The organism is Vibrio sp. L5-1 (assembly GCF_021728315.1).
Lineage (GTDB): Bacteria > Pseudomonadota > Gammaproteobacteria > Enterobacterales > Vibrionaceae > Vibrio > Vibrio splendidus_K.
This window is the reverse complement of record NZ_JAKKCQ010000001.1, coordinates 516,480-535,223: the sequence shown is the minus strand read 5'-3', so window position 1 is coordinate 535,223 and position 18,744 is coordinate 516,480. Positions and strand designations below refer to the sequence as shown.

Sequence of the window (18,744 nt, the reverse complement as noted above, 5' to 3'; positions counted from 1 at the left end):
TTCATTAGACTCTGAGGTCGCAATAGCCAGGGGTAGAAATAGTGGTGCTATTGGTTAACTTGCGGTTTATGCCAGTTCGACTTCCTTGACTGAAGCTGGAGATAAAAATTCGTACAACTCACCGTAAGGAATAGGACGAGAGAAGTAATAACCTTGCATTAAGTCACATCCACATGCCTTTAGAATCGCGAAGTGCTCGTTCGATTCTACGCCTTCAGCCAATACCACCATGCCGAAATTCTTACCTATCGCGATGATGTTTTGAACCATGGTAAGAGACTGTTGATCGACTGCAATGTTCTCAATAAAGCTCTTATCGATTTTAAGTTCATCGATAGGGAGTGCTTTTAACATGCTTAGTGATGAATAGCCTGTACCGAAGTCATCTAAAGATATTTTAATATTCTTTTCGTGTAAGGCTTCAAAAATAGGTTTTACTATGTCTACGTCTTCAATGAACAGGCTTTCAGTGATCTCTAATGTTAGACAGCTTGCGGAGAGCTGGTACCTCTCCAGCGTTGTAAATAAATGCTCAGAGAAAGATCGGTGAGAAAACTGTCGAACAGATATGTTGATCGAAAGCCCGATTTTCTGTTCCGTCGTTCGGTGCAAATGGGCGATCTGCATAATGCTGGACTCAATAATAAAAGTGCCGAGCTTTTGCATTAAGCCAGTGTTTTCAGCCACCGGTATAAAGACATCTGGCGGAACGAAACCCAGCTCGTCATCAATCCAGCGAACGAGTGCTTCTACACCGTGAATACTTTCATCAGCGCGGACCAGTGGTTGGAAAACCATGAACAGAGTTTGTTTCTCGATCGCGATACGTAGCCTCTGTTCTACTTTCATTTTGTAGAGGTGGGCGTCTTGCATTTCCGTTGTAAAAATACTGTACGAGTTTTGCTGCTGCTTCGCTTTGTACATGGAAATGTCGGCAGAGCGTAACAGGCTATCTAAATCTTTTCCGTGTTCAGGAAAACGCGCTACGCCGATGCTGCAACCTAACAAGAACTGCGCACTTTCGACTTCATAAGGTTGAGACAGCACTTCAATAATTCGCTTGGCGAGTCGTTTAATTTCTACTTCATTCGATAAAGGCGTTAAGAATAAAAACTCATCACTGGATTCGCGCACCAATAGGCTGACTCGAGAGCGGAATCTCATCAAACGTAAAGCGATTTGCTTGAGCACCTTGTCACCGAAGTCGTGCCCGTGGGTATCGTTGACGCATTTAAAGTTATCGATATCGATAAACAATAGTGAGAACGGCTCTGACTCATCTTCAATCCATTTACCAATGTTTCTACGCATGTATAAACGGTTGGGTAGAGAGGTTAACGGGTCATGATTCGCTTGGTAGATGAGTTGGCTTCGAGTGCGTTGTTCGTTCTTGGCAATCGATTTTACTAAAAAGTAGAAACCAAATTGAAGAAAAATAAAGGCAACAAAAAGAATGCCAAACTCTTTTACGAATATGCCATCGACGTGCGATAGGTCTGTACGGCCGACCACCCAAAGCTTGTAGTCTGGAATGTATTTAGCGCTAACGAGCGAGTGATATGTGTCGTCACTGATACTGAAAGAGTACGTGTCTTTACCTGTTTTTGCTTCTTTGACACTGACATTCACTTGTTCTAAAAAATTTTTGGTAATGCGCTTCATCAGGTCGTGAGCAACAGGTTTCAAATAGGCGTCAAGAGATTCGATGTCGCTAGAAAAGAACTGACGATAGTTGTCTGTTCTAAGCAAGGTTAACGTGTTGTAGCTACCTGCGTGTGCGTTGCTTTCAAATACGATCGTACTGTCCAAACGCAAACCCGCAGTCATGACTGCATCGACGTGCTTGCCATCGATTGAAATCGACTTTCTTAGCGGAATTACTAGGCTGTTAAGTGAGTCCTGGAAATAGGTACGTCCCAACACCATTTTTTCGCTAGACATGGCCTCGAGAAATGAATCTCTGGTGTATGAGTCGTTAAGCAAATTATGCTGATCGGACAGCTGTAAGTTTGAGCTAATTGCAAGGTAATCACCTTCAGGATTAAGTAACCCAAATGCGGCTATCGCGGGGTGAGTATCAAGTAGCTTATCTAATATTGGTCGAATCTGGATAGAAGCCGTGCGAGTAAAGTCAGATTGTTGGGCTAACTGGTGCCCAACAACTTCAAGTAGTGCTTCTTGGCTGGTCATCAGCGAGCTAACAGAGCTAGAAAAAAGTTCTACCTGAATGTGCTGTTGCTCCGTGAAATCGTCTCTGTTTGCTTGCCACTTGCTTACGCCCAACACAGCGAAAAGTATCAGGGTAAGCAGTACGATCAGAACATACAGCGACCAGATATTTTTCTTAAATAGAGCCATGAGATGCCTTTTGTTAATTACTACTTAAACAGAGAGCAAGTGACAAACTAGTGGATTGTCAGCGTGATTCATGCAACGAAGGATACAAATATCAATAATGAAAGTATTAATGATTAAATAGTGTAACGACTACGAGCAGAGATTCTTGAGCGAAATATTAGTATTCAGAATTTTGATGACGAATAACCCATGGTTAATCACAGTTTATAGTTAGCAAACAGTCGTCGTTTATAGCAGTAACGCTAATCGAGCTCTGGCTTCAAGCGGAGGTAGCCGTTAGCTACATAGTAAAAAGCTTACTCCATGAGGTTTTATTCTCACGGTGAATAAGCTTCTTATGCGCACGTAGTATGTTCTAGCAGTAAGATTAACAGTAGCACTGAGCGAAGTTGAATTACTTTTTAGTCACGGCGATAGGGAGTTTGTCGTTAGCGCCCCACTCAGTCCATGAGCCATCGTAAACGCCCATTTCACCTGTATAGCCAGCGAGTTTAGCGGCCAATAATATGATGCAGGCTGTTACTCCAGAGCCACAGCTAAAGAACATAGGTTGAGAAGGGGCGATCTCTATGGTGGAAAATATCTCAATTAACTCTTGTTGAGTTCTTAATTTGCCATCATTTAATACCTGAGCGAACGGTAAGCAAACTGAGTTTGGGATGTGGCCACTGCGTAAACCTTCACGTGGTTCAGGAACTTCTGAATCGAAGCGAGCTTGAGAACGCGCATCTACAATGTTTGCGCTCTTGTCAGTTGAGTAACTTTCAATCTGATGAGCAGTTACAAAATAGTTGTCTTGAATATTGCCTTCAAAGTTGCCCGTTTTCACTTCGGTTCGATAGTCAGTCTCTGTCGCGTAACCGGCTTTGATCCACGCTGGTAAACCACCATCTAAGATGTATACGTCGTTGTGTCCCATTGCCATAAACATCCACCACGCACGGGGCGAAGCGAAGGTTCCGGCGTTATCGTAAACCACAATCGTACTGTCTTGATTGATGCCAATTTCTTGTGCACGTATGTTGAAGTGTTTTTCGCTCGGGAACATGTGAGGAAGCAGAGTGTGCTTATTACAAAAGTCTTTGTCGTAGTCAAAACAAATAGCCCCAGGAATCATTTGTCCTTTGATCTTTTCTGACTCACTTGGAATCTGAAATTCGATACTGGCGTCGAGGAGGATGATGTTGTCTTTTTCTAGCAAACGTTGTTGAAGTTGTTCTGGTGAGATGAGTGGCTGATTCATTATTGTTATATCCATTCTTGTTGTTATAGCGATTACTGCTGTTTTAGCGAATACCGTGTTAGAGAGATTACTGTCGTTTTTACGAATACCGTTGTTGTATAGCCCGTTACTGTGCAGCTCGACAGTGGATGAACTGATAACTGCTTTGTCCGGTTATTTGATTGTTTAATGTATCAAGCGCGACCACAGAATCAATAGGGCAGTCTGTGGTTGGAGCAATAGAGACGCGAAATACGTCATTATCTTTTGTCTGAACCGTAAGATAACGCCTGTGTCCATCTAAGGATTGGGTTAGCGTGTTCGAAATTACTTTGGCTTGAATGCGTTGTCCCGTCTCAGATGTTAGCGGGAAATAGGAGAGGGCCAATAGCACCCCCACACCGCACATCAATATAAATAGACCTATTTTTAACTGTTTCATGAGAGTAAGTCTTTGAAGGTTATATTGAAAATATAAGTGAGATTGGCGGTAAAGTGAATGTTACTGGCTAAGAAATCTGAATTAACCGCACTTCGGCGAAAACAAAAAAGTGAGCATTTCTGCTCACTTTCTACCTACAAGAATCAATTTTGAATCTGTTTCGTCATAGACCTCGCTGACGACAAGTTAGCTGTTGTTAACGATTTACTGCCAGACAATCTGAGAATCGCCGCTGGAAACCACTTGTTGTAATGGAGGCTGACCATCGTAGAACCAAATCTCTATCAGGAGTACTTCATGGTTTACCGGTGCTGCAAAGTTGGAGGCGAACACACCATTATCTAATGGACCTGCAATGACTTTACTGGAGTAATCCGGCTTCAAGGTTGAGTCATCTCTTGTACTAAATCGGCTATAAACGGTCACAAAAGAACGGTCTGTCGAAATGCTGCTGATGTCGATGTCGAGATCAAACTGGTCAACAGAGCTGTAGTCAAAGCCGTCAGGTACCACTAAATCACTCATCGTATAGCTTTGCGCTGCTACCGCACCTGTCACGGGAGACGGCGATGGTGTTGCTGTTACCGGAGTCGACGGGGTTGCAGGTGTCGAGGGTGTCGATGGCGATGGAGTAGATGCACTTCCGCCGCCCCCACCACCGCCCCCACAACCGGCTAATACCAATGGAGCTGTAGCTAAAATAACGGCTAGTGACTTCTTCATGTTCCAAGTGCTTTGTACAGACATACGTTCTTCCTCAGAGAGATTGCGGCTTGAATCAACGCAATGATTGTCTCGATATTGTTTAGTGTGAATAGTCATAACGTCTCTCCTTATGGTTCGTAACGTTGGTTGTCTGCAGGTGATTGGTACCATGTTTGGTTCGTGTCACCGCCGGATTCTGCGTATTCTTTAAACTCTGGGTAAGCGGTAACAATATCGACGTACTCTAGAGGCCACTCCCATTCGTCATCCGAAGTTACTATGAGAGCCCAAGGGTGGTTTTCTGCTGTTTTGAAGTATTTACCTGTTGATGGATTACTGTCATCGACGCCTAATCCAGCTTCAAAGAGGTTAGTGGTATCAAATGCCTCGGTTGGAGCTTGGTCTGGCAAGTGAACCTCCCAGCTGCGCCCTGGATGTAGAGGTAGGTTTTCACCGTGATAATACCCAGGCGTTGCAAAAATGAACGGGTCGTAAGGCATATCGGTCCATGTATCAGTACTGATTCCATCGCCAGATAAGCTGATACCTATTTGGAAAGAAAACTGTTCGTTGTCTTTGCATGAGTTACTGGTTCGATAGAAAGTACATGATGTTTCTGTTTTAGACGTCAAATCATCGGCGGCAACAAAGATAGCCTCGCTGCGTCCGTCTTCCATGTCTAAGTCAGTAAAGACACCATTGTGTTTCATGTAAGAGTTACCACTGTCTACCGAGCTTGGTGCAAGGTTTGGTAAGCGAACGGCGAAGCCATTTCTATAGGTTGCGCCAACCGCAGCTAGGCGACCATCGATGGTGGATTTCACGACTTTTCCGTCTTTTAAGATTTCTGTGATTCGATACATAATCACGGCATCATTCATATCGTAGTCGGCTTTATAAGGCCAGTTGTCTTCATACGCCAAGGTTGCGTAACCAGAAGCACTTGGGAAGTAACGGGCTGTGGCACCGTCATTAAGAACATCGACTTGAATATCGACCACCTCACCAGATGTAGAACCACCAAAGTAGCTCAGGTTGGTTTGTTGGCTGAATCTAAAGCGAGCCCAAGTCGTCCCCGTTAGTGCGTTGATATCAACATTAAGGAACAGATCGTTTTCACCAGCATCGAGCGCGTAATCTGTAAACACCTGTTCGTTGGCACCATCGAAGCTGCCATCTTGGTTCCAGTCGATCCAAGCTGAAAGGTAACCGGTTGTTGAAGCTTCAATCACAACTTTTGAATCAAATCCGGCTTCAAGTGCGGTTACAAAACCGATACCTCCGTTTGCCCATTCATCATCCACTCCAACGGTTTCGTCTGATTGTGGTGTGACATAACCATCCAAATCCGCATCTGGAGGTGTTGTACCTAACCATGTGATGCCATCGAGTTCATGTCGAGGGCCATTGCTCGCCAGTAACGTTAGGTAGCTGTCTGGAGCATCACCGAAGTCGATGTTTGAGTCTTCATCAACAACAGGTGCATTAGCACAACGAGCACCATCGTTTTGACCAGAAGCTGGGCCATTCGATACAAATTCAACCGCCGGAACAATCCCAGCAGCGATATTGGTCGCGTTGTCAGGAGATAAGTTGATTCGGTAAATCTTGCCGTCTTGATTTCGAGATACGTAGTAGTAGCCGTTTACATCGAAATAACCTGCGCCGAATGTACCTGTTTCTCCGGTGTCACCAATGTAGGTTTCTGCGCCTGTAGTGGGGTTGAAGCTGTACAGGCCACCCGAGTTGTTATCAATACCATATAAAGAGCCATCACTTGGGTGGAAAGCAAAATCGGTCAGTTTTACAGTTGCTGGGCTGCCTACAATTTTGTTAACCGTAACAGTCACGTTTGGGTCGGAATCTAAAGGAGATAGGTCAACGGTGAATAGCCCTTTTCCTGTACGGTATAAGTAGTAAACGTGATCATATACGTCACCTACATAAAAGGTGTGTTCGGTGGGTAAGCCACTGGTATTGATGACTTCAGCTTGGAAATCCTGGCCAAGGCGCACCAAGCGTTTGTTGGTTGTGTCATAGCCATAAATATATCTGTCTTGAAAGTCGAAACCGACACCATTGATGTTAGCGCTCATTCCCGTGTTGTCTTCTAGCAGAGTTGTTGAGCCGGTCACTAGGTTAACCCCCCAAACTTGAACTGGGGTCGATTGAAAGAGGTAAGCCTTACTCGGGCATGTATCGAAGGGCGCTGCGTTGGCGACCAATGGCGCGCTTAATAGCAAACTTAACGTTGTAATTCTCATATTTACATCCTTGTCATGGAAGGTCTAAATACTTTTACAAGTTACGTGCCAATTTTAAGTTGTTGATTTTTATTGCTTATATTTTATGGTCTTGGGGTTTTTATTGTATTCTCAAAATGAGAACTCAAATGAAACTAATCTTTCATAAAGTCTTTCAAATTGATAAAGCGATTTGAGAAGCTGATGTAGAGACCTAAAAAAGCCCTGACATAAAGTCAAGGCTTAGGTTTTCGATAAGAGGGGATATGATTTAGTTTATCCACACACTGAACAATTAGGCATCTTCATTAAATTCATTTCACGCCAACTGTGCGACATGGCATCAAGAATCAAAAGCTTGCCTTGCTTTGGTTGTCCAAACTTGGCAATAACCTTGATAGCTTCCAAAGCTTGAGCCGCGCCCACCATGCCAACAACAGGCGCCATCACACCAGCTTCAACACAGCTTAGAGCAGCGTTGCCAAATAGGGCACTTAAGCACTGGTAGCATGGTGCTTCAGCATCTTGATAAGTGAATACACTGATCTGACCTTCCATGCGAATCGCTGCACCTGATACGAGTGGCGTTTTAGAGGCGTAACACAAGCGGTTGAGTTGATTGCGCGTTTCAACGTTGTCACTGGCATCAAGAACAAGCGAGTGTGTTTCAATCAACTTGCCAAGTGCTTGATCATCAAGCCTGTGATCAACAGTTTCAATCGTCAGGTGAGGGTTCAGTGCCTGTAATGATTCTGCGGCTGAGTTGACCTTCTTCTTACCAATGTCTGCATCGGTGTGAAGCACTTGTCGCTGTAAATTTGAAAGTTCGACAACATCATCGTCGATCAGTGTCAGCTTACCAATACCGGCAGTCGCTAGGTATTGAGCAGAGGCGCAACCCAAGCCGCCGGCACCCAGTACCAAGATTGAGCTCTGTTTCAGCGCTTCTTGGCCTTCAAAATCAAACTGTTTTAGAATGATTTGACGGTTGTAGCGAAGCATCTCAGCATCGGACAGTATTTCCATCATCAAGCCTCGTTAGTAAAGCGTTGAGTTAAACAGTTGAATCTGAACCGTTTCACCGACTTCAACACGGCCACGTTCACGCTCTAGAACCACAAAGCAGTTTGCTAAGCTCATTGAGCGGAAAGCGCCTGAACTTTGGTTGCCTGTTGTTTCTACAACAAATTGACCGTTTTCAATCGAGTAAATACCACGTTGGTAATCAGTACGACCTGGGCCTTTTTTGAATGCAGATTTAGTAATAGCAGGGATCGACTCTGGTGCCGTCCATGCGGTGTGACCTGAAAGTTTAGCCAGCATAGGTTGAACCAAAACATACATGGTCATCATTGCCGACACTGGGTTACCCGGTAAGCCACAGAACCACGCGTTATCTAATTCACCGAATGCGAACGGTTTGCCCGGTTTGATTGCCAGTTTCCAGAAGCCGATTTGGCCGATCTCTTCCAAAATGTCTTTGGTGTAATCCGCCTCACCAACACTCACGCCACCAGAAGTCACAACTACATCTGCTATTTGCTGTGCTTTTTCGAAGGTTTCTTTAAGCGTTGCAGGACAATCTGGGATGATACCCAAGTCGATAGCTTCACAACCAAAGGCTTCGATTAATGGTTTAATACCGTAACGGTTACTGTCGTAGATCTGACCGTCTTCAAGAGGTTGGCCTAATGGTTTTAGTTCATCGCCAGTAGAGAAGAAAGCGACTTTAGGCTTATGTAACACTGTCACGTGGCTCACACCCAGTGAAGCAATCATTGGAATGTCACGAGGTGTTAAACGCTCACCGCGGCTAAGAACGATATCGCCTTGTTTGATGTCGTCACCAGTAGGGCGAATGTTATTGTTCAGCTTTATGTTGTCTTGTTGAATCTCAATACCAGCCTCAGTTTCGGCCGTGTTTTCTTGCATGATGACGGCGTCACAACCTTCCGGGATCTTTGCGCCAGTCATAATGCGAATACAGGTATTGCTTGGCCATTCACCTTCGAACGGTTGGCCTGCAAAAGATTTGCCTGCTAATGGTAGTACCCTACCGTTTTCTAGATCTGCTAAGCGCAGTGCATAGCCATCCATTGCTGAGTTATCAAAAGGAGGTACGAAAATAGGGGAAAGAATATCTTCAGCAAGGACATAACCTAATGCTTCAGCAAGAGGTAGAGATAAAGTCGTTTGAATTGGTTTGATTGGTGATAGCAGCTTATCTAGTGCTTCTTCAATTGGCATTAAGCCCGGAGCGTCGCAACAGCCCATAATTGAAATCCTTTGGTCGTTATTATTTTGATTTAGTGGTTGGCAATAGTGGGTTAATAATTATCAAATCACGGTTGTTCGCCAACGAAATTGCAGCCACTTTAGCATAGTTTAAGCCCCGTAAATAATGACCTCCCTTAAAATATGGGTGTATTTATTCAAAATTCCGAGTATCCTTGTTTGCCATCCAGAAGGGGCAATAAAAGAGGAAGTTCAATGTCAGGTCTTAGCGAATCAGCGAAGTTGGTTAAAGATGCGCTAGCAAGCCGCGGATTAGAGACACCAATGCGTCCTAACCAGGTTAGCCGAGAAGAGAAAAAGGAACGAATCGAACACCATATGCGTGAGATTCTCACTCTCCTTGAACTTGATCTTGCAGATGACAGTCTGGAAGAAACACCACAACGTATTGCGAAAATGTATGTGGATGAGATTTTCTCTGGTTTGGATTACGCCAATTTCCCTAAAATCACCGTGATCGAAAACAAGATGGGTGTTCGTGAGATGGTACGAGTAAAAGACATTACCGTAACCAGCACATGTGAGCATCACTTAGTCACCATTGATGGTAAAACCGCAGTAGCTTACATTCCTCAAGGTAAGATCATTGGTCTTTCGAAGATCAACCGAATCGTTCGTTTCTTTGCTCAGCGTCCACAAGTTCAAGAGCGCATGACACAGCAAATTCTTGTTGCATTACAAACGCTACTAGAAACGGATGATGTTGCTGTAACTATGGATGCGGTTCATTACTGCGTAAAATCTCGTGGTGTTATGGACGCAACCAGCGAAACGACAACAACTGCACTGGGTGGTATTTTTAGGTCAAACCCAGCAACGCGCCATGAGTTCTTACACGGCCTGCGTTAGAACTAAACCTATTAAGAACAAAAAACGGAGCATTATGCTCCGTTTTTATTGGTTGCTTCATAAACCTACAGATTGACTATTTTCTTAAATTCTTCCTCTGAGTATTTCTTCTCTGTGCTTTTAGTCAAATCTGTAATCATTTTATATCTAAGCTCAGTTGCCATATCCAATGTACGCATAAGCTGTCCGTATGAGTAGTCGGCAGCCATGTTCAGAGCCGCTTGTTTATCTACTTTATACATGTCTGTTAACGTTTTATCTAAGTGTGCGACCTGCTTGTATAGTTGAGTTTCTTCTTTGTCCCAAGTTGCTTTTAGTACTGGTAAATACTTGTCTGGATTTGCAGAAGCGAGGGCGGTTAAGCTACGGAACTGCCAATAAGCAGAGTCATCGCTGTAGTTATCATCGCCTACTTGGTACGCTTTGGGGTAATCTTGTAGGGTTGAGTATAACGGCACTAACACAGATTCTGGTAACACGCCGAAGCTTTGCCAAATAATACCTTGAAGCTCTTCTGGCATCTCAGGGCGAAGCTGAATAATATGCGACTCTAGTTGACGCTCAACTCTAATTGGTCGTTTCGATTTTCCTTCCAAAACCGTGTCTTTATAAGTCGCGCTAAGTACTTCCGCCACATCTTCAACTGAGATTTTTGTATCTGGTTTCATAAACAAAGGGTATTGCGTCATGCGACTTTGTTGATGCAGCGAAGGTGTCAGCATTTTTTGGCCTAGCCATTCACGATCGATATTATACTCATCACCAATAACTCCGAATGCTTTAGCAAAATTGAAAGATTTTTTATCTGCGTTATCAAGCAGTTTGTGCTGTTCTACAAACTCGAATATATCTTTTGAATGCAGTACCTCTTTGTTTGCCAAGTTCACATCATGTACACGCAAGCCATTTGCAATCATGGCGTAACTGTCATCTGGCACTTTTACAGCAATCCAATGGTGACCTGAACCAATTTCAAATAACCACGCCTCATTGGTGTCTGCAATATAGAGACTGTTACCTTCACCAGCACCATAGGTTTCGATGTAATGACCGAGTAACTCTACGGCTTGTTTTGCGTTTTCTGCCTGAGGAAGGATTAGCGTAGGTATAATGGCTTCGATTACGCCATTGTCGATTAAAGGATCTACCTTGGCGACTTTGTCGTTTATTTCTGCGCTGGTTGTTGCTGAAATGGCAACGTTGTGTTCATTAATCCCACGTTCTTCATAGAACTTTCCATCGCGATTAACGGTATCCGCATCCCAGTCTGGTATCGCAGAGTAAGCAAAGAAGTGTTTTGGCATTGGAACAATTAATCCGTTACCTAACTGCCAGTCACCTTCTTGGTTATCTTGCGCAGGTCGAAACTTTAGGTATTTGTTCCAGTTGTTAATGCCAAAATCTTCATTACGAGCAATCATAATGCTACCGTCGCTCGAGGCTCCTTTGCCAACAATAAGCCCAGTACAAGCTATCGCATTACTGCTTAGAGCGACAGCTACTGCAGTTGCAAGAAAGGATACAGACCATATTTTCATTTTAATTCTCCGCTTATAAAACAAGATAATTTAAAGTTAACGTTAGTTGTATTTGCAGGTTTTTTATTATCATTTTATAAAAGTCAGTGTACTTATCATCATAGGAAAAAATGCTTCCGCTCGTCACATAAATGATCATTTCCATTTGAGAATAATTATCTGAAAAATATGCACTTTTTGAATAAATTGATAAGTTACATTTGTAAAATAACCTTGCCATATACGTAGCTTGAATTCGTCGTTTTATGGGAAGTATCATTATCACAACAAAACTTTGTTCGTTTCTAACGTATGGTTTTTGGATTGCAATCGGATAAACAACGATGCTGAAGCGCAGGATCTTGTGGGGGCTTTTTTGTACTTGTAATGAAGTTAACGGCAATGACTGCGAATGTCGTCATTCTCTAAAGCGAGGAACGAGCGAGTAGGGAATGTGTTTATCTGTATGCTTTCTGACTTGGTATGAGATCCCCGACTCAGTCGTTCCTCCTTCTCGGGGATGACGGCGAGTGAGGTAAAATACGAGGGTAGGGGTTCAGCGTGTATTATATCGACAGCTTTTTAGAGAAAAACGCTGCTGATCTTGCAGAATGAGAGACTCGTTAACTTTTGTCATTCCCTAAAGTGAGGAACGAGCGTAATAGGGAATCTGCATTTTTGATGTGGGTTGGTTGGAACGGAAATTAGATGCGCTCTACAGAATCTATAAAGCGCAAATTTGGGTACAGCCGCTGGTGGAATGCTTAAGTAAGATTAAACAAACGCTTAAAGTGGTGAACAAAACCGGACGGCTTATTCTCAGCTTGATAGAGGTTCAAACCATCATAAAAACTGGCCATAAACTCAACGCGAATCTCATCATCACTGCTTCTCGATATGCGAGACAACAGCGTAGCGGCTACAGCAGCATGATCATTGGCAAGGCTGTAATCCATTCCTAGTCGTCCTTGAATGAACAACCACAAATGCGTCACTAATTTTAACTGCTGGGCGTTAGAGTTTTGAAACTTGTCGCTGTACTCAGTGCCCACTGTATTATCGAATACATTTTGCATCGCCTCATTCGCTTCTTTATTGCTTTCAAAGCGATAGCTTGCATCGATATGTACTTTGGTTAACAGGCCAAGCAACGTCTGGCGTGCAGAGTTATCAGGCTTGTTCTCGCAAGCATGCTTAAACAGAGCATGGTTGTCATCAATAAATGACTTTAACTCTTTTTCATAGCCCGTCGTCAGCGCTTTGACTGAATCGAGACCTGCGAGCTGCAAACACGCTTCGAGCTTAGTTTGGCGCTGAGGTTCAGTCTGAGTTTGGATCTCAGTCATTACTCTGTAGCTCTTCCCACGTTACTTCTGCAGATTGAGTGTCGCTGTTTACGAACGCAGAGTTACCCGACAGCATCACTGAAAGATCCATCGTACGTTGTGTCATCGCCGCTAGCTGCTCAATACCATCGTTGTCTAGACGAACGATCTGAGCTTTCAGGTAACCGAATTTACCTTTGTTCTGTTCCCACCAAACATTCGATTTAGTGTTGAAGCTGAACACGCTCACAGACTTAGATAAGCGAGTCGCTTTCTTAACGCGTTCTGGATCGGGTTCGCCAACATCAATCCACTCTAAGATTTGGTCATCTAACGACTTCTGCCATAAATCGGGTTCTTCAATGCTAGACAACCCTTTAGTGAACTCAAGTTCAGGAGATGCATTGATACAGAAAGCAATGATACGAGCCATCATGCGCTGTTCTGTTTCAGAAGGGTGTTGTGCAACCGTTAGATTAAAAGAGTCGTAATAGTCGCGATTCATATCGGTTAAAGAGATACGAAACTTATAGATTGTCGGTTTAAGAGCCATTGATAGGGTGTCTTAGGTAGAAATAGTGAGGGGGAATATTACCTTAAATCTCTGAATAGCGGGTAAAAAAATAGCCAGCAGAGGCTGGCTATTTTTAGAAAGCTTTAAAATACTAAATTAAAGTACTTTGATGCTGTCAGCTTGAGGGCCTTTTTGACCTTGAGATACAGTGAACTCAACTTGTTGGCCTTCAGCAAGAGTTTTGAAACCGTCGCCTGTGATTGCAGAGAAATGTGCGAATACGTCTGGGCCGTTTTCTTGCTCGATGAAGCCGAAGCCTTTAGTTTCGTTGAACCATTTTACTTTACCAGTAACTGTGTTAGACATGATGATATCCTAAAATTAAATTTTTATTATGAGCCAATTGTGGCACTGATAGCGTGGAAAAGTTTATTGCTATTGCGTACAACACAACGGGGTTACTAGTAATCCAACGAAATGTTTATATACAAAGAACTTTCTTTCTAGCCGAGATGAAGTCTAAATCAAATCAGGGGATAGTCAATCGAATCCATAGTGAAAGGTTGCAGAAACTTGGGGGTAGTCAAACTTTGCATTCCTTAAATATCATGGAGTTACAGTTATATGGTGATTTGTTGTCATTTTTGTGAAAATGGTGGTCGAAATTGATGACGAATTTGGAGTGAATGCACTGTTTTAGCGCATTTCTTTTTGCAAATTAGAAGCCGGTAACTGGGTGTTGAGCCCACTTTTAACGGCTTATATTTATCACTGTCGTTATAAGGAAAATGTCTTTACTTGAACGAGAACTAGACTACTTTTTCAAGCGGTACAGGTTGCCATTATCGGTACTGAAAAAGATGTCGCCGCTTGGTGAAGTTTCGATGTCTCTTATCCTTTCGCCTAAGTCTTCTAAAATACGCTCTTCCTTGATTGCCTCACCTTGTTCATTGACTGTCACAATATTAATGTGAGTAAGCTTAAGAGCGCCAGCCAGCAGCTTTCCTTTTAACTCTGGGTATTTATCGCCTTGGTAAACAATCAAGCTCCCCGGAGCGATTGAAGGAATGTAGACTTTTTTAGGCGCTTCAATACCATCTTTGGTTTTAGACTCGCCAACGCTAATTGGGCCCCAATACTCTTTTCCGTGCGATGTGACTGGCCATCCATAGTTGGCGCCTGCTTTTATTAGGTTGATTTCATCACCACCGCGCGGGCCGTGTTCAATCGACCAAAGCTTTTGAGTCGGGGCATCATAGAACAACCCTTGTGGATTACGATGGCCATAGCTCCAAATCTCATTGAGTACCTTGTTGTTGTCAGTGAATGGGTTATCGCTTGGCGTGCTTCCATCGGCATTTAATCGCAATATTGAGCCAGCATGAGTCATGGTGTCTTGGCCGTTGTCCCTGTCACCACGATCGCCGATTGAAAAATACAGGAGGCTCTCATCAAAGGTGATACGGCTACCAAAGTGACGCCCTGTGTCCGTTCTGGATTTCGACACAAACACGTCTGTCCAATTAGTGATTTCATTATTACTGTAATTAGCAGAAGCCAGTGTCGTTACACCTTCACCATCGACCTCTTTACTATAAGTGACGTAGAACCTTCCGCTTTCAAAAGGAGAGAGTGCGATATCCAATAATCCACCTTGGCCTTTCGCCCAAACATTTGGCAGCCTGAACAGTGTGTTTTGATCACCGGTCTTTAAATCAATGTGTTTAATGACGCCTGATTTTTCTGTTACTAGCATGGAGTTGTCGTTGATATAAGCCAACCCCCAAGGGATCACGAGTCCGTCGGTGATCTTCTCTGCCTGCCATGCAAAGGCTGACGTTGTAGGAGCAAGGGCAAGCAGCGCCAAAGCACATGAAAAAATACGGTGATGAGTGTTCATTGAAGTCCCTTGATTATGAGCATCTAGTGTTAGTCTAGCGCTTGTCGTGGGCAGGCGGAAAGCTGAGGTTGCTGAAAAGTGACTATTCACATATTTAGTTGAACGCCTATTGTATGATTATACAAGCTCACGTATGTTTACTGTGCCTTTCTCTATTTGATCCAGTCGGAGCATTATGAACAACTCGCCAGCAGCGTTTCCGCTATTTTCTCTGTTTTTATGTTGTGAGTTAGATACGCACGTTTTTTCTTCGAACGGACGTATTAAACGATGAGTCGTCGATTTGATTTTAAATCGATCTTACTTGCGTGTTTGGTCATCAGTGTCGGTCAGCTCAGTATGGGGCTTGTGTTTCCATCACTACCTTGGATCGCCAAAGATTTCGATGTATCCCTAGAGCAAGCCCAGCTATTGGTAAGCGTGTATCTATTAGGTTTTGGGCCTTCCCAGTTTATTTATGGCCCTATTTCCGATGCTCTCGGGCGCAAGAAAGTACTGCTGAGCGGATTATTAATCGCCATGCTGGGACTATTGATGATCATTTTCTTCAGCCACTCGTTTACCAATATGGTGATGGGGCGATTTCTGCAAGGCCTAGGAACTGGCTGTTGCGCTGTACTTGCTCGTGCCTCGACGCGCGATAGATTCAACGGCGCAGACTTGCCTTTGGCGATGTCTTATATTGCGATGGTTGCCTCTATAACACCTTTGATCGCGCCTGTTATCGGTGGGTTTATTAACTTCCACTTTGGCTGGAGTATGGTGTTTATATCACTACTTGGCTATGTCTCATTGGCTTGGGTGGTATTGGCGTTCAAGTTTAAGGAAACCGTCACTCAGGTTTCGGCTATCCCTTCACCGAAGAAAATGGTATCGCAATATAAAGAGTTACTTACTTCTCGTTATTTTATGAGCTTTGCGAGTATCGGTTGGCTTAACTTTAGCTTGATGATCACCACCGTATCAGTGATGCCATTTATCATGCAAAACCAGATTGGTATGACGTCAGATGAATACGCGATGTGGGCGGTGATTCCTGCATTAGGCATGCTGGGCGGAACAAGCTTATGTAACCGTATTCGCCCTATGCTGGGCAACAAGAAAACTCTGTTATGCACACCTGTATTACATGTTGCTGCGGCGTTATGGCTTTTCTTTTGTCCACTTGAGCCACTGTATTTAATGCTTGGCCAGTTCTTGATGATTCTTGGCAATGGTATTGCGTTACCTTGTGCTCAGGCCTTGGTGATGTTGCCTTATAAGAAGAATGCAGGCGCGGCGGCTGCGATGTCTGGCGGCGGGCAGATGGTGGTGTCTTCCATGGTGAGTATGGGGTTAGTTCAATTAGGGCTAGGAGAAGCGTGGCATTTATCGCTCGTCATCATGCTGTTCACATTGATTACCCTGTTTAACATTTTGCGTGGCTTTAGTAGCCAAGAAGCCAGAGATTCTCAGCTTAGCTAGTGAGTTAGAATTAGTTAGCGAATTTAAACAGAAAAGGCCATTGAAGTGATGAATTTCAATGGCCTTTATTATGCTTAGAGCTTAGAGCTTAGAGCTTAGAGCTTAGAGCTTAGAGCTTAGAGCTTAGATTTAAACTGAAATGCCCGAACTATTCACAGACGACTGCAACCTTCTCACTGGCTGCAGTATTGGCTGGAACTGGATGATCGATCAGTCGGATAGAGGACTCATACAAAGCCGATAGCGCTTGTTCATCAAGCAACTTATCCGCGCTGCCTTCGAACGCAATCTGACCTTTTTTCAGGGCGACAATATGCGTCGCGTAACGAAGCGCTAGGTTCAAATCGTGTAAAATGACGATAACCCCGACGTTTTCCTTTTTGTTGAGTTCAGACAACAAACCCATAAGCTGGAATTGATGATGAACATCTAATGCAGAGGTCGGTTCATCAAGGATCAATACCGGTGACTGCTGAGCGAGTAACATAGAGACCCATGCTCGTTGACGTTCTCCTCCAGACAAATCATCCGCCAAAGCTTGAGAGAATTTAGTGACACCGGTTCTTTCCATCGCTTGTTGGATAATCGATTTGTCTTCTGAATTCCAACGACCTAGTGCGCCTCTCCATGGGAAGCGTCCTAAACGAACCAGCTCTTCTACGGTTAAGCCAGCAGAAGCGGGGAGCTTTTGCGGTAAATAAGCAATCTGCTTGGCTAAGTCTTTGCTTTTGAATGAAGAGAGGGAAGCACCGTCTAGTTCCACGCTGCCATGATCCGGAGACATTTGCCCTGAGAGTAAATTAACGAGTGTAGATTTACCCGAACCATTATGGCCAAGAACGACGGTCAGTTCGTTGGTCGGAATCGTGAGGTCTTCGATTGAGAGAATCGTTCGTTCATCACGAACAATTTTGATGTTTGAAAGCTGAAACATGTCAGTCCTGTGCCTAGGCTAATAAAGCGCTTCAGTGAAATTAAACGAGCTTTATTGGCTTTTAAAAATAGAGGGTGTTATTGAGCTGTTTTTTTGTTGTCGGGGTGTCTTGGGCAATCGTCGCAGTACTTTCTTGAATCACACTTATAAACCAAACAGCAGCTGATTCTGATCAGTTTTAGCATCCCCGAATCAGCGTCTATTTTAAGGCTGTCTAAATGATTTTCAGGTAACTGGCATGCTTCTAACCAAAGCTTAGCTTGTTCAGTGATATAATCGTTGGTTAGGCTCGGTTCGTGCTGCTGTAGTTTTATCAAGCTGCCTAGTAATAGATCAGCAAGTAGATGATTGGTAAACCCCGGACGAATACGTGTCCATTCACTAATCTGGCTACGATAAAACTCTGTTAGTGCAAGAATAGCTTCGCCTGCTTGTGGAATCAGTTCTTCTGGTGAGCCGTGTTCATGATCACCATTAAAGAAACGGTAGCCTGTGACAAATTCTTTGTACCTAAACTGGCCGATATTCTTAATATCAGGCAGTGAGTGAAGGCCGTAGATAGATATAAAGGTCACGTAGATTGGTTGCCAGCAAACCAGATCCCACGTTCGGGTTAACCAATAGGCTTTGCCTGCTTCAGGGTGGCTCTGCGCAAGGCCATCGTAAACGCGTTTGATTTCTTTATGGCTATCATCATTCGTTATTGCAATGCTCTTGCTATGCAGAGCACCAAAGCTTCCACTTAAATAAGGTGTCACTTGTTTTGAGTGAGCGAAGATTTTCTGATGTAGAGACGGGGCTCTCCGACGAGTGATAATATTGTGCAGCTGGGAAAGCATCATAAACCATTAAATGAGAATCAGTAGCGTTATCATAACGGACATGATCGAGGATAACCATACAAAATGGAGCATCTACTCGGTGCCTCTGTCTTTTGGTCATTTTATAGAACACACATGAGCGCTTCTTTTTTTGA

At 43.7% G+C, this 18,744-nt stretch carries 16 protein-coding genes; 2 read left to right on the top strand and 14 right to left on the bottom strand.

The window, feature by feature from the left end:
• Window positions 1-66: 66 nt before the first annotated feature.
• The 7 genes from L3V35_RS02190 to moeA form a co-directional block, all read right to left on the bottom strand.
• Window positions 67-2,358 (bottom strand): EAL domain-containing protein, encoded by a 2,292-nt coding sequence (locus tag L3V35_RS02190; RefSeq protein ID WP_237298232.1) that lies wholly within the window; start codon window positions 2,356-2,358, stop codon window positions 67-69.
• A gap of 394 nt (window positions 2,359-2,752) precedes the next feature.
• Window positions 2,753-3,601, bottom strand: coding sequence for a sulfurtransferase (locus L3V35_RS02185; protein ID WP_237298231.1), 849 nt, complete (start codon window positions 3,599-3,601; stop codon window positions 2,753-2,755).
• Window positions 3,602-3,707: 106 nt separating this feature from the next.
• Window positions 3,708-4,022, bottom strand: coding sequence for a hypothetical protein (locus tag L3V35_RS02180; RefSeq protein WP_017077526.1), 315 nt, complete (start codon window positions 4,020-4,022; stop codon window positions 3,708-3,710).
• A 204-nt stretch (window positions 4,023-4,226) separates the two neighbouring features.
• Window positions 4,227-4,844 carry a hypothetical protein gene (locus L3V35_RS02175; RefSeq protein WP_237298230.1) on the bottom strand — a complete coding sequence of 206 codons (618 nt, stop codon included), beginning with the start codon at window positions 4,842-4,844 and terminating at the stop codon, window positions 4,227-4,229.
• 11 nt (window positions 4,845-4,855) lie between these two features.
• The gene (locus L3V35_RS02170; RefSeq protein WP_237298229.1) at window positions 4,856-6,991 is read right to left on the bottom strand and encodes an LruC domain-containing protein; all 2,136 of its coding nucleotides are present in this window, start codon (window positions 6,989-6,991) and stop codon (window positions 4,856-4,858) included.
• Between the two features lie 255 nt (window positions 6,992-7,246).
• Window positions 7,247-7,996, bottom strand: coding sequence for a molybdopterin-synthase adenylyltransferase MoeB (gene moeB / locus L3V35_RS02165; RefSeq protein WP_065207154.1), 750 nt, complete (start codon window positions 7,994-7,996; stop codon window positions 7,247-7,249).
• 12 nt (window positions 7,997-8,008) lie between these two features.
• Window positions 8,009-9,244: a molybdopterin molybdotransferase MoeA gene (gene moeA, locus L3V35_RS02160; protein ID WP_065207120.1), complete on the bottom strand. Its 1,236-nt coding sequence runs from the start codon at window positions 9,242-9,244 to the stop codon at window positions 8,009-8,011.
• Between the two features lie 216 nt (window positions 9,245-9,460).
• Here moeA and folE point away from each other — a divergent pair, with 216 nt between their 5' ends.
• Window positions 9,461-10,114, top strand: coding sequence for a GTP cyclohydrolase I FolE (gene folE / locus L3V35_RS02155; RefSeq protein WP_004731548.1), 654 nt, complete (start codon window positions 9,461-9,463; stop codon window positions 10,112-10,114).
• A 65-nt stretch (window positions 10,115-10,179) separates the two neighbouring features.
• Here folE and L3V35_RS02150 read toward each other — a convergent pair whose 3' ends face one another.
• From L3V35_RS02150 to L3V35_RS02130, 5 genes are all read right to left on the bottom strand, one after another.
• Window positions 10,180-11,652, bottom strand: a complete 1,473-nt coding sequence (locus L3V35_RS02150; RefSeq protein WP_065207121.1) for a C69 family dipeptidase — start codon at window positions 11,650-11,652, stop codon at window positions 10,180-10,182.
• 743 nt (window positions 11,653-12,395) lie between these two features.
• Window positions 12,396-12,977, bottom strand: a complete 582-nt coding sequence (locus tag L3V35_RS02145; RefSeq protein WP_065207122.1) for a hypothetical protein — start codon at window positions 12,975-12,977, stop codon at window positions 12,396-12,398.
• Window positions 12,970-13,509 (bottom strand): YaeQ family protein, encoded by a 540-nt coding sequence (locus tag L3V35_RS02140; RefSeq protein ID WP_004731545.1) that lies wholly within the window; start codon window positions 13,507-13,509, stop codon window positions 12,970-12,972. The genes L3V35_RS02145 and L3V35_RS02140 overlap by 8 nt, the downstream gene beginning before the upstream one ends.
• Window positions 13,510-13,626: 117 nt before the next feature.
• On the bottom strand, window positions 13,627-13,836 hold the full coding sequence (locus L3V35_RS02135; protein ID WP_004731543.1) for a cold-shock protein: 210 nt from the start codon (window positions 13,834-13,836) through the stop codon (window positions 13,627-13,629).
• 448 nt (window positions 13,837-14,284) lie between these two features.
• Window positions 14,285-15,370: a PQQ-dependent sugar dehydrogenase gene (locus tag L3V35_RS02130; RefSeq protein ID WP_237298228.1), complete on the bottom strand. Its 1,086-nt coding sequence runs from the start codon at window positions 15,368-15,370 to the stop codon at window positions 14,285-14,287.
• A gap of 270 nt (window positions 15,371-15,640) precedes the next feature.
• Between L3V35_RS02130 and L3V35_RS02125 the strand changes: the two genes are divergently transcribed.
• The gene (locus L3V35_RS02125) at window positions 15,641-16,834 is read left to right on the top strand and encodes a multidrug effflux MFS transporter (RefSeq protein ID WP_237298227.1); all 1,194 of its coding nucleotides are present in this window, start codon (window positions 15,641-15,643) and stop codon (window positions 16,832-16,834) included.
• Window positions 16,835-16,982: 148 nt separating this feature from the next.
• Here L3V35_RS02125 and L3V35_RS02120 read toward each other — a convergent pair whose 3' ends face one another.
• Both L3V35_RS02120 and L3V35_RS02115 read right to left on the bottom strand, forming a co-directional pair.
• The gene (locus L3V35_RS02120) at window positions 16,983-17,768 is read right to left on the bottom strand and encodes an ABC transporter ATP-binding protein (RefSeq protein WP_237298226.1); all 786 of its coding nucleotides are present in this window, start codon (window positions 17,766-17,768) and stop codon (window positions 16,983-16,985) included.
• Window positions 17,769-17,845: 77 nt separating this feature from the next.
• Window positions 17,846-18,607: a siderophore ferric iron reductase gene (locus tag L3V35_RS02115; protein WP_171309409.1), complete on the bottom strand. Its 762-nt coding sequence runs from the start codon at window positions 18,605-18,607 to the stop codon at window positions 17,846-17,848.
• Window positions 18,608-18,744: the final 137 nt, after the last annotated feature.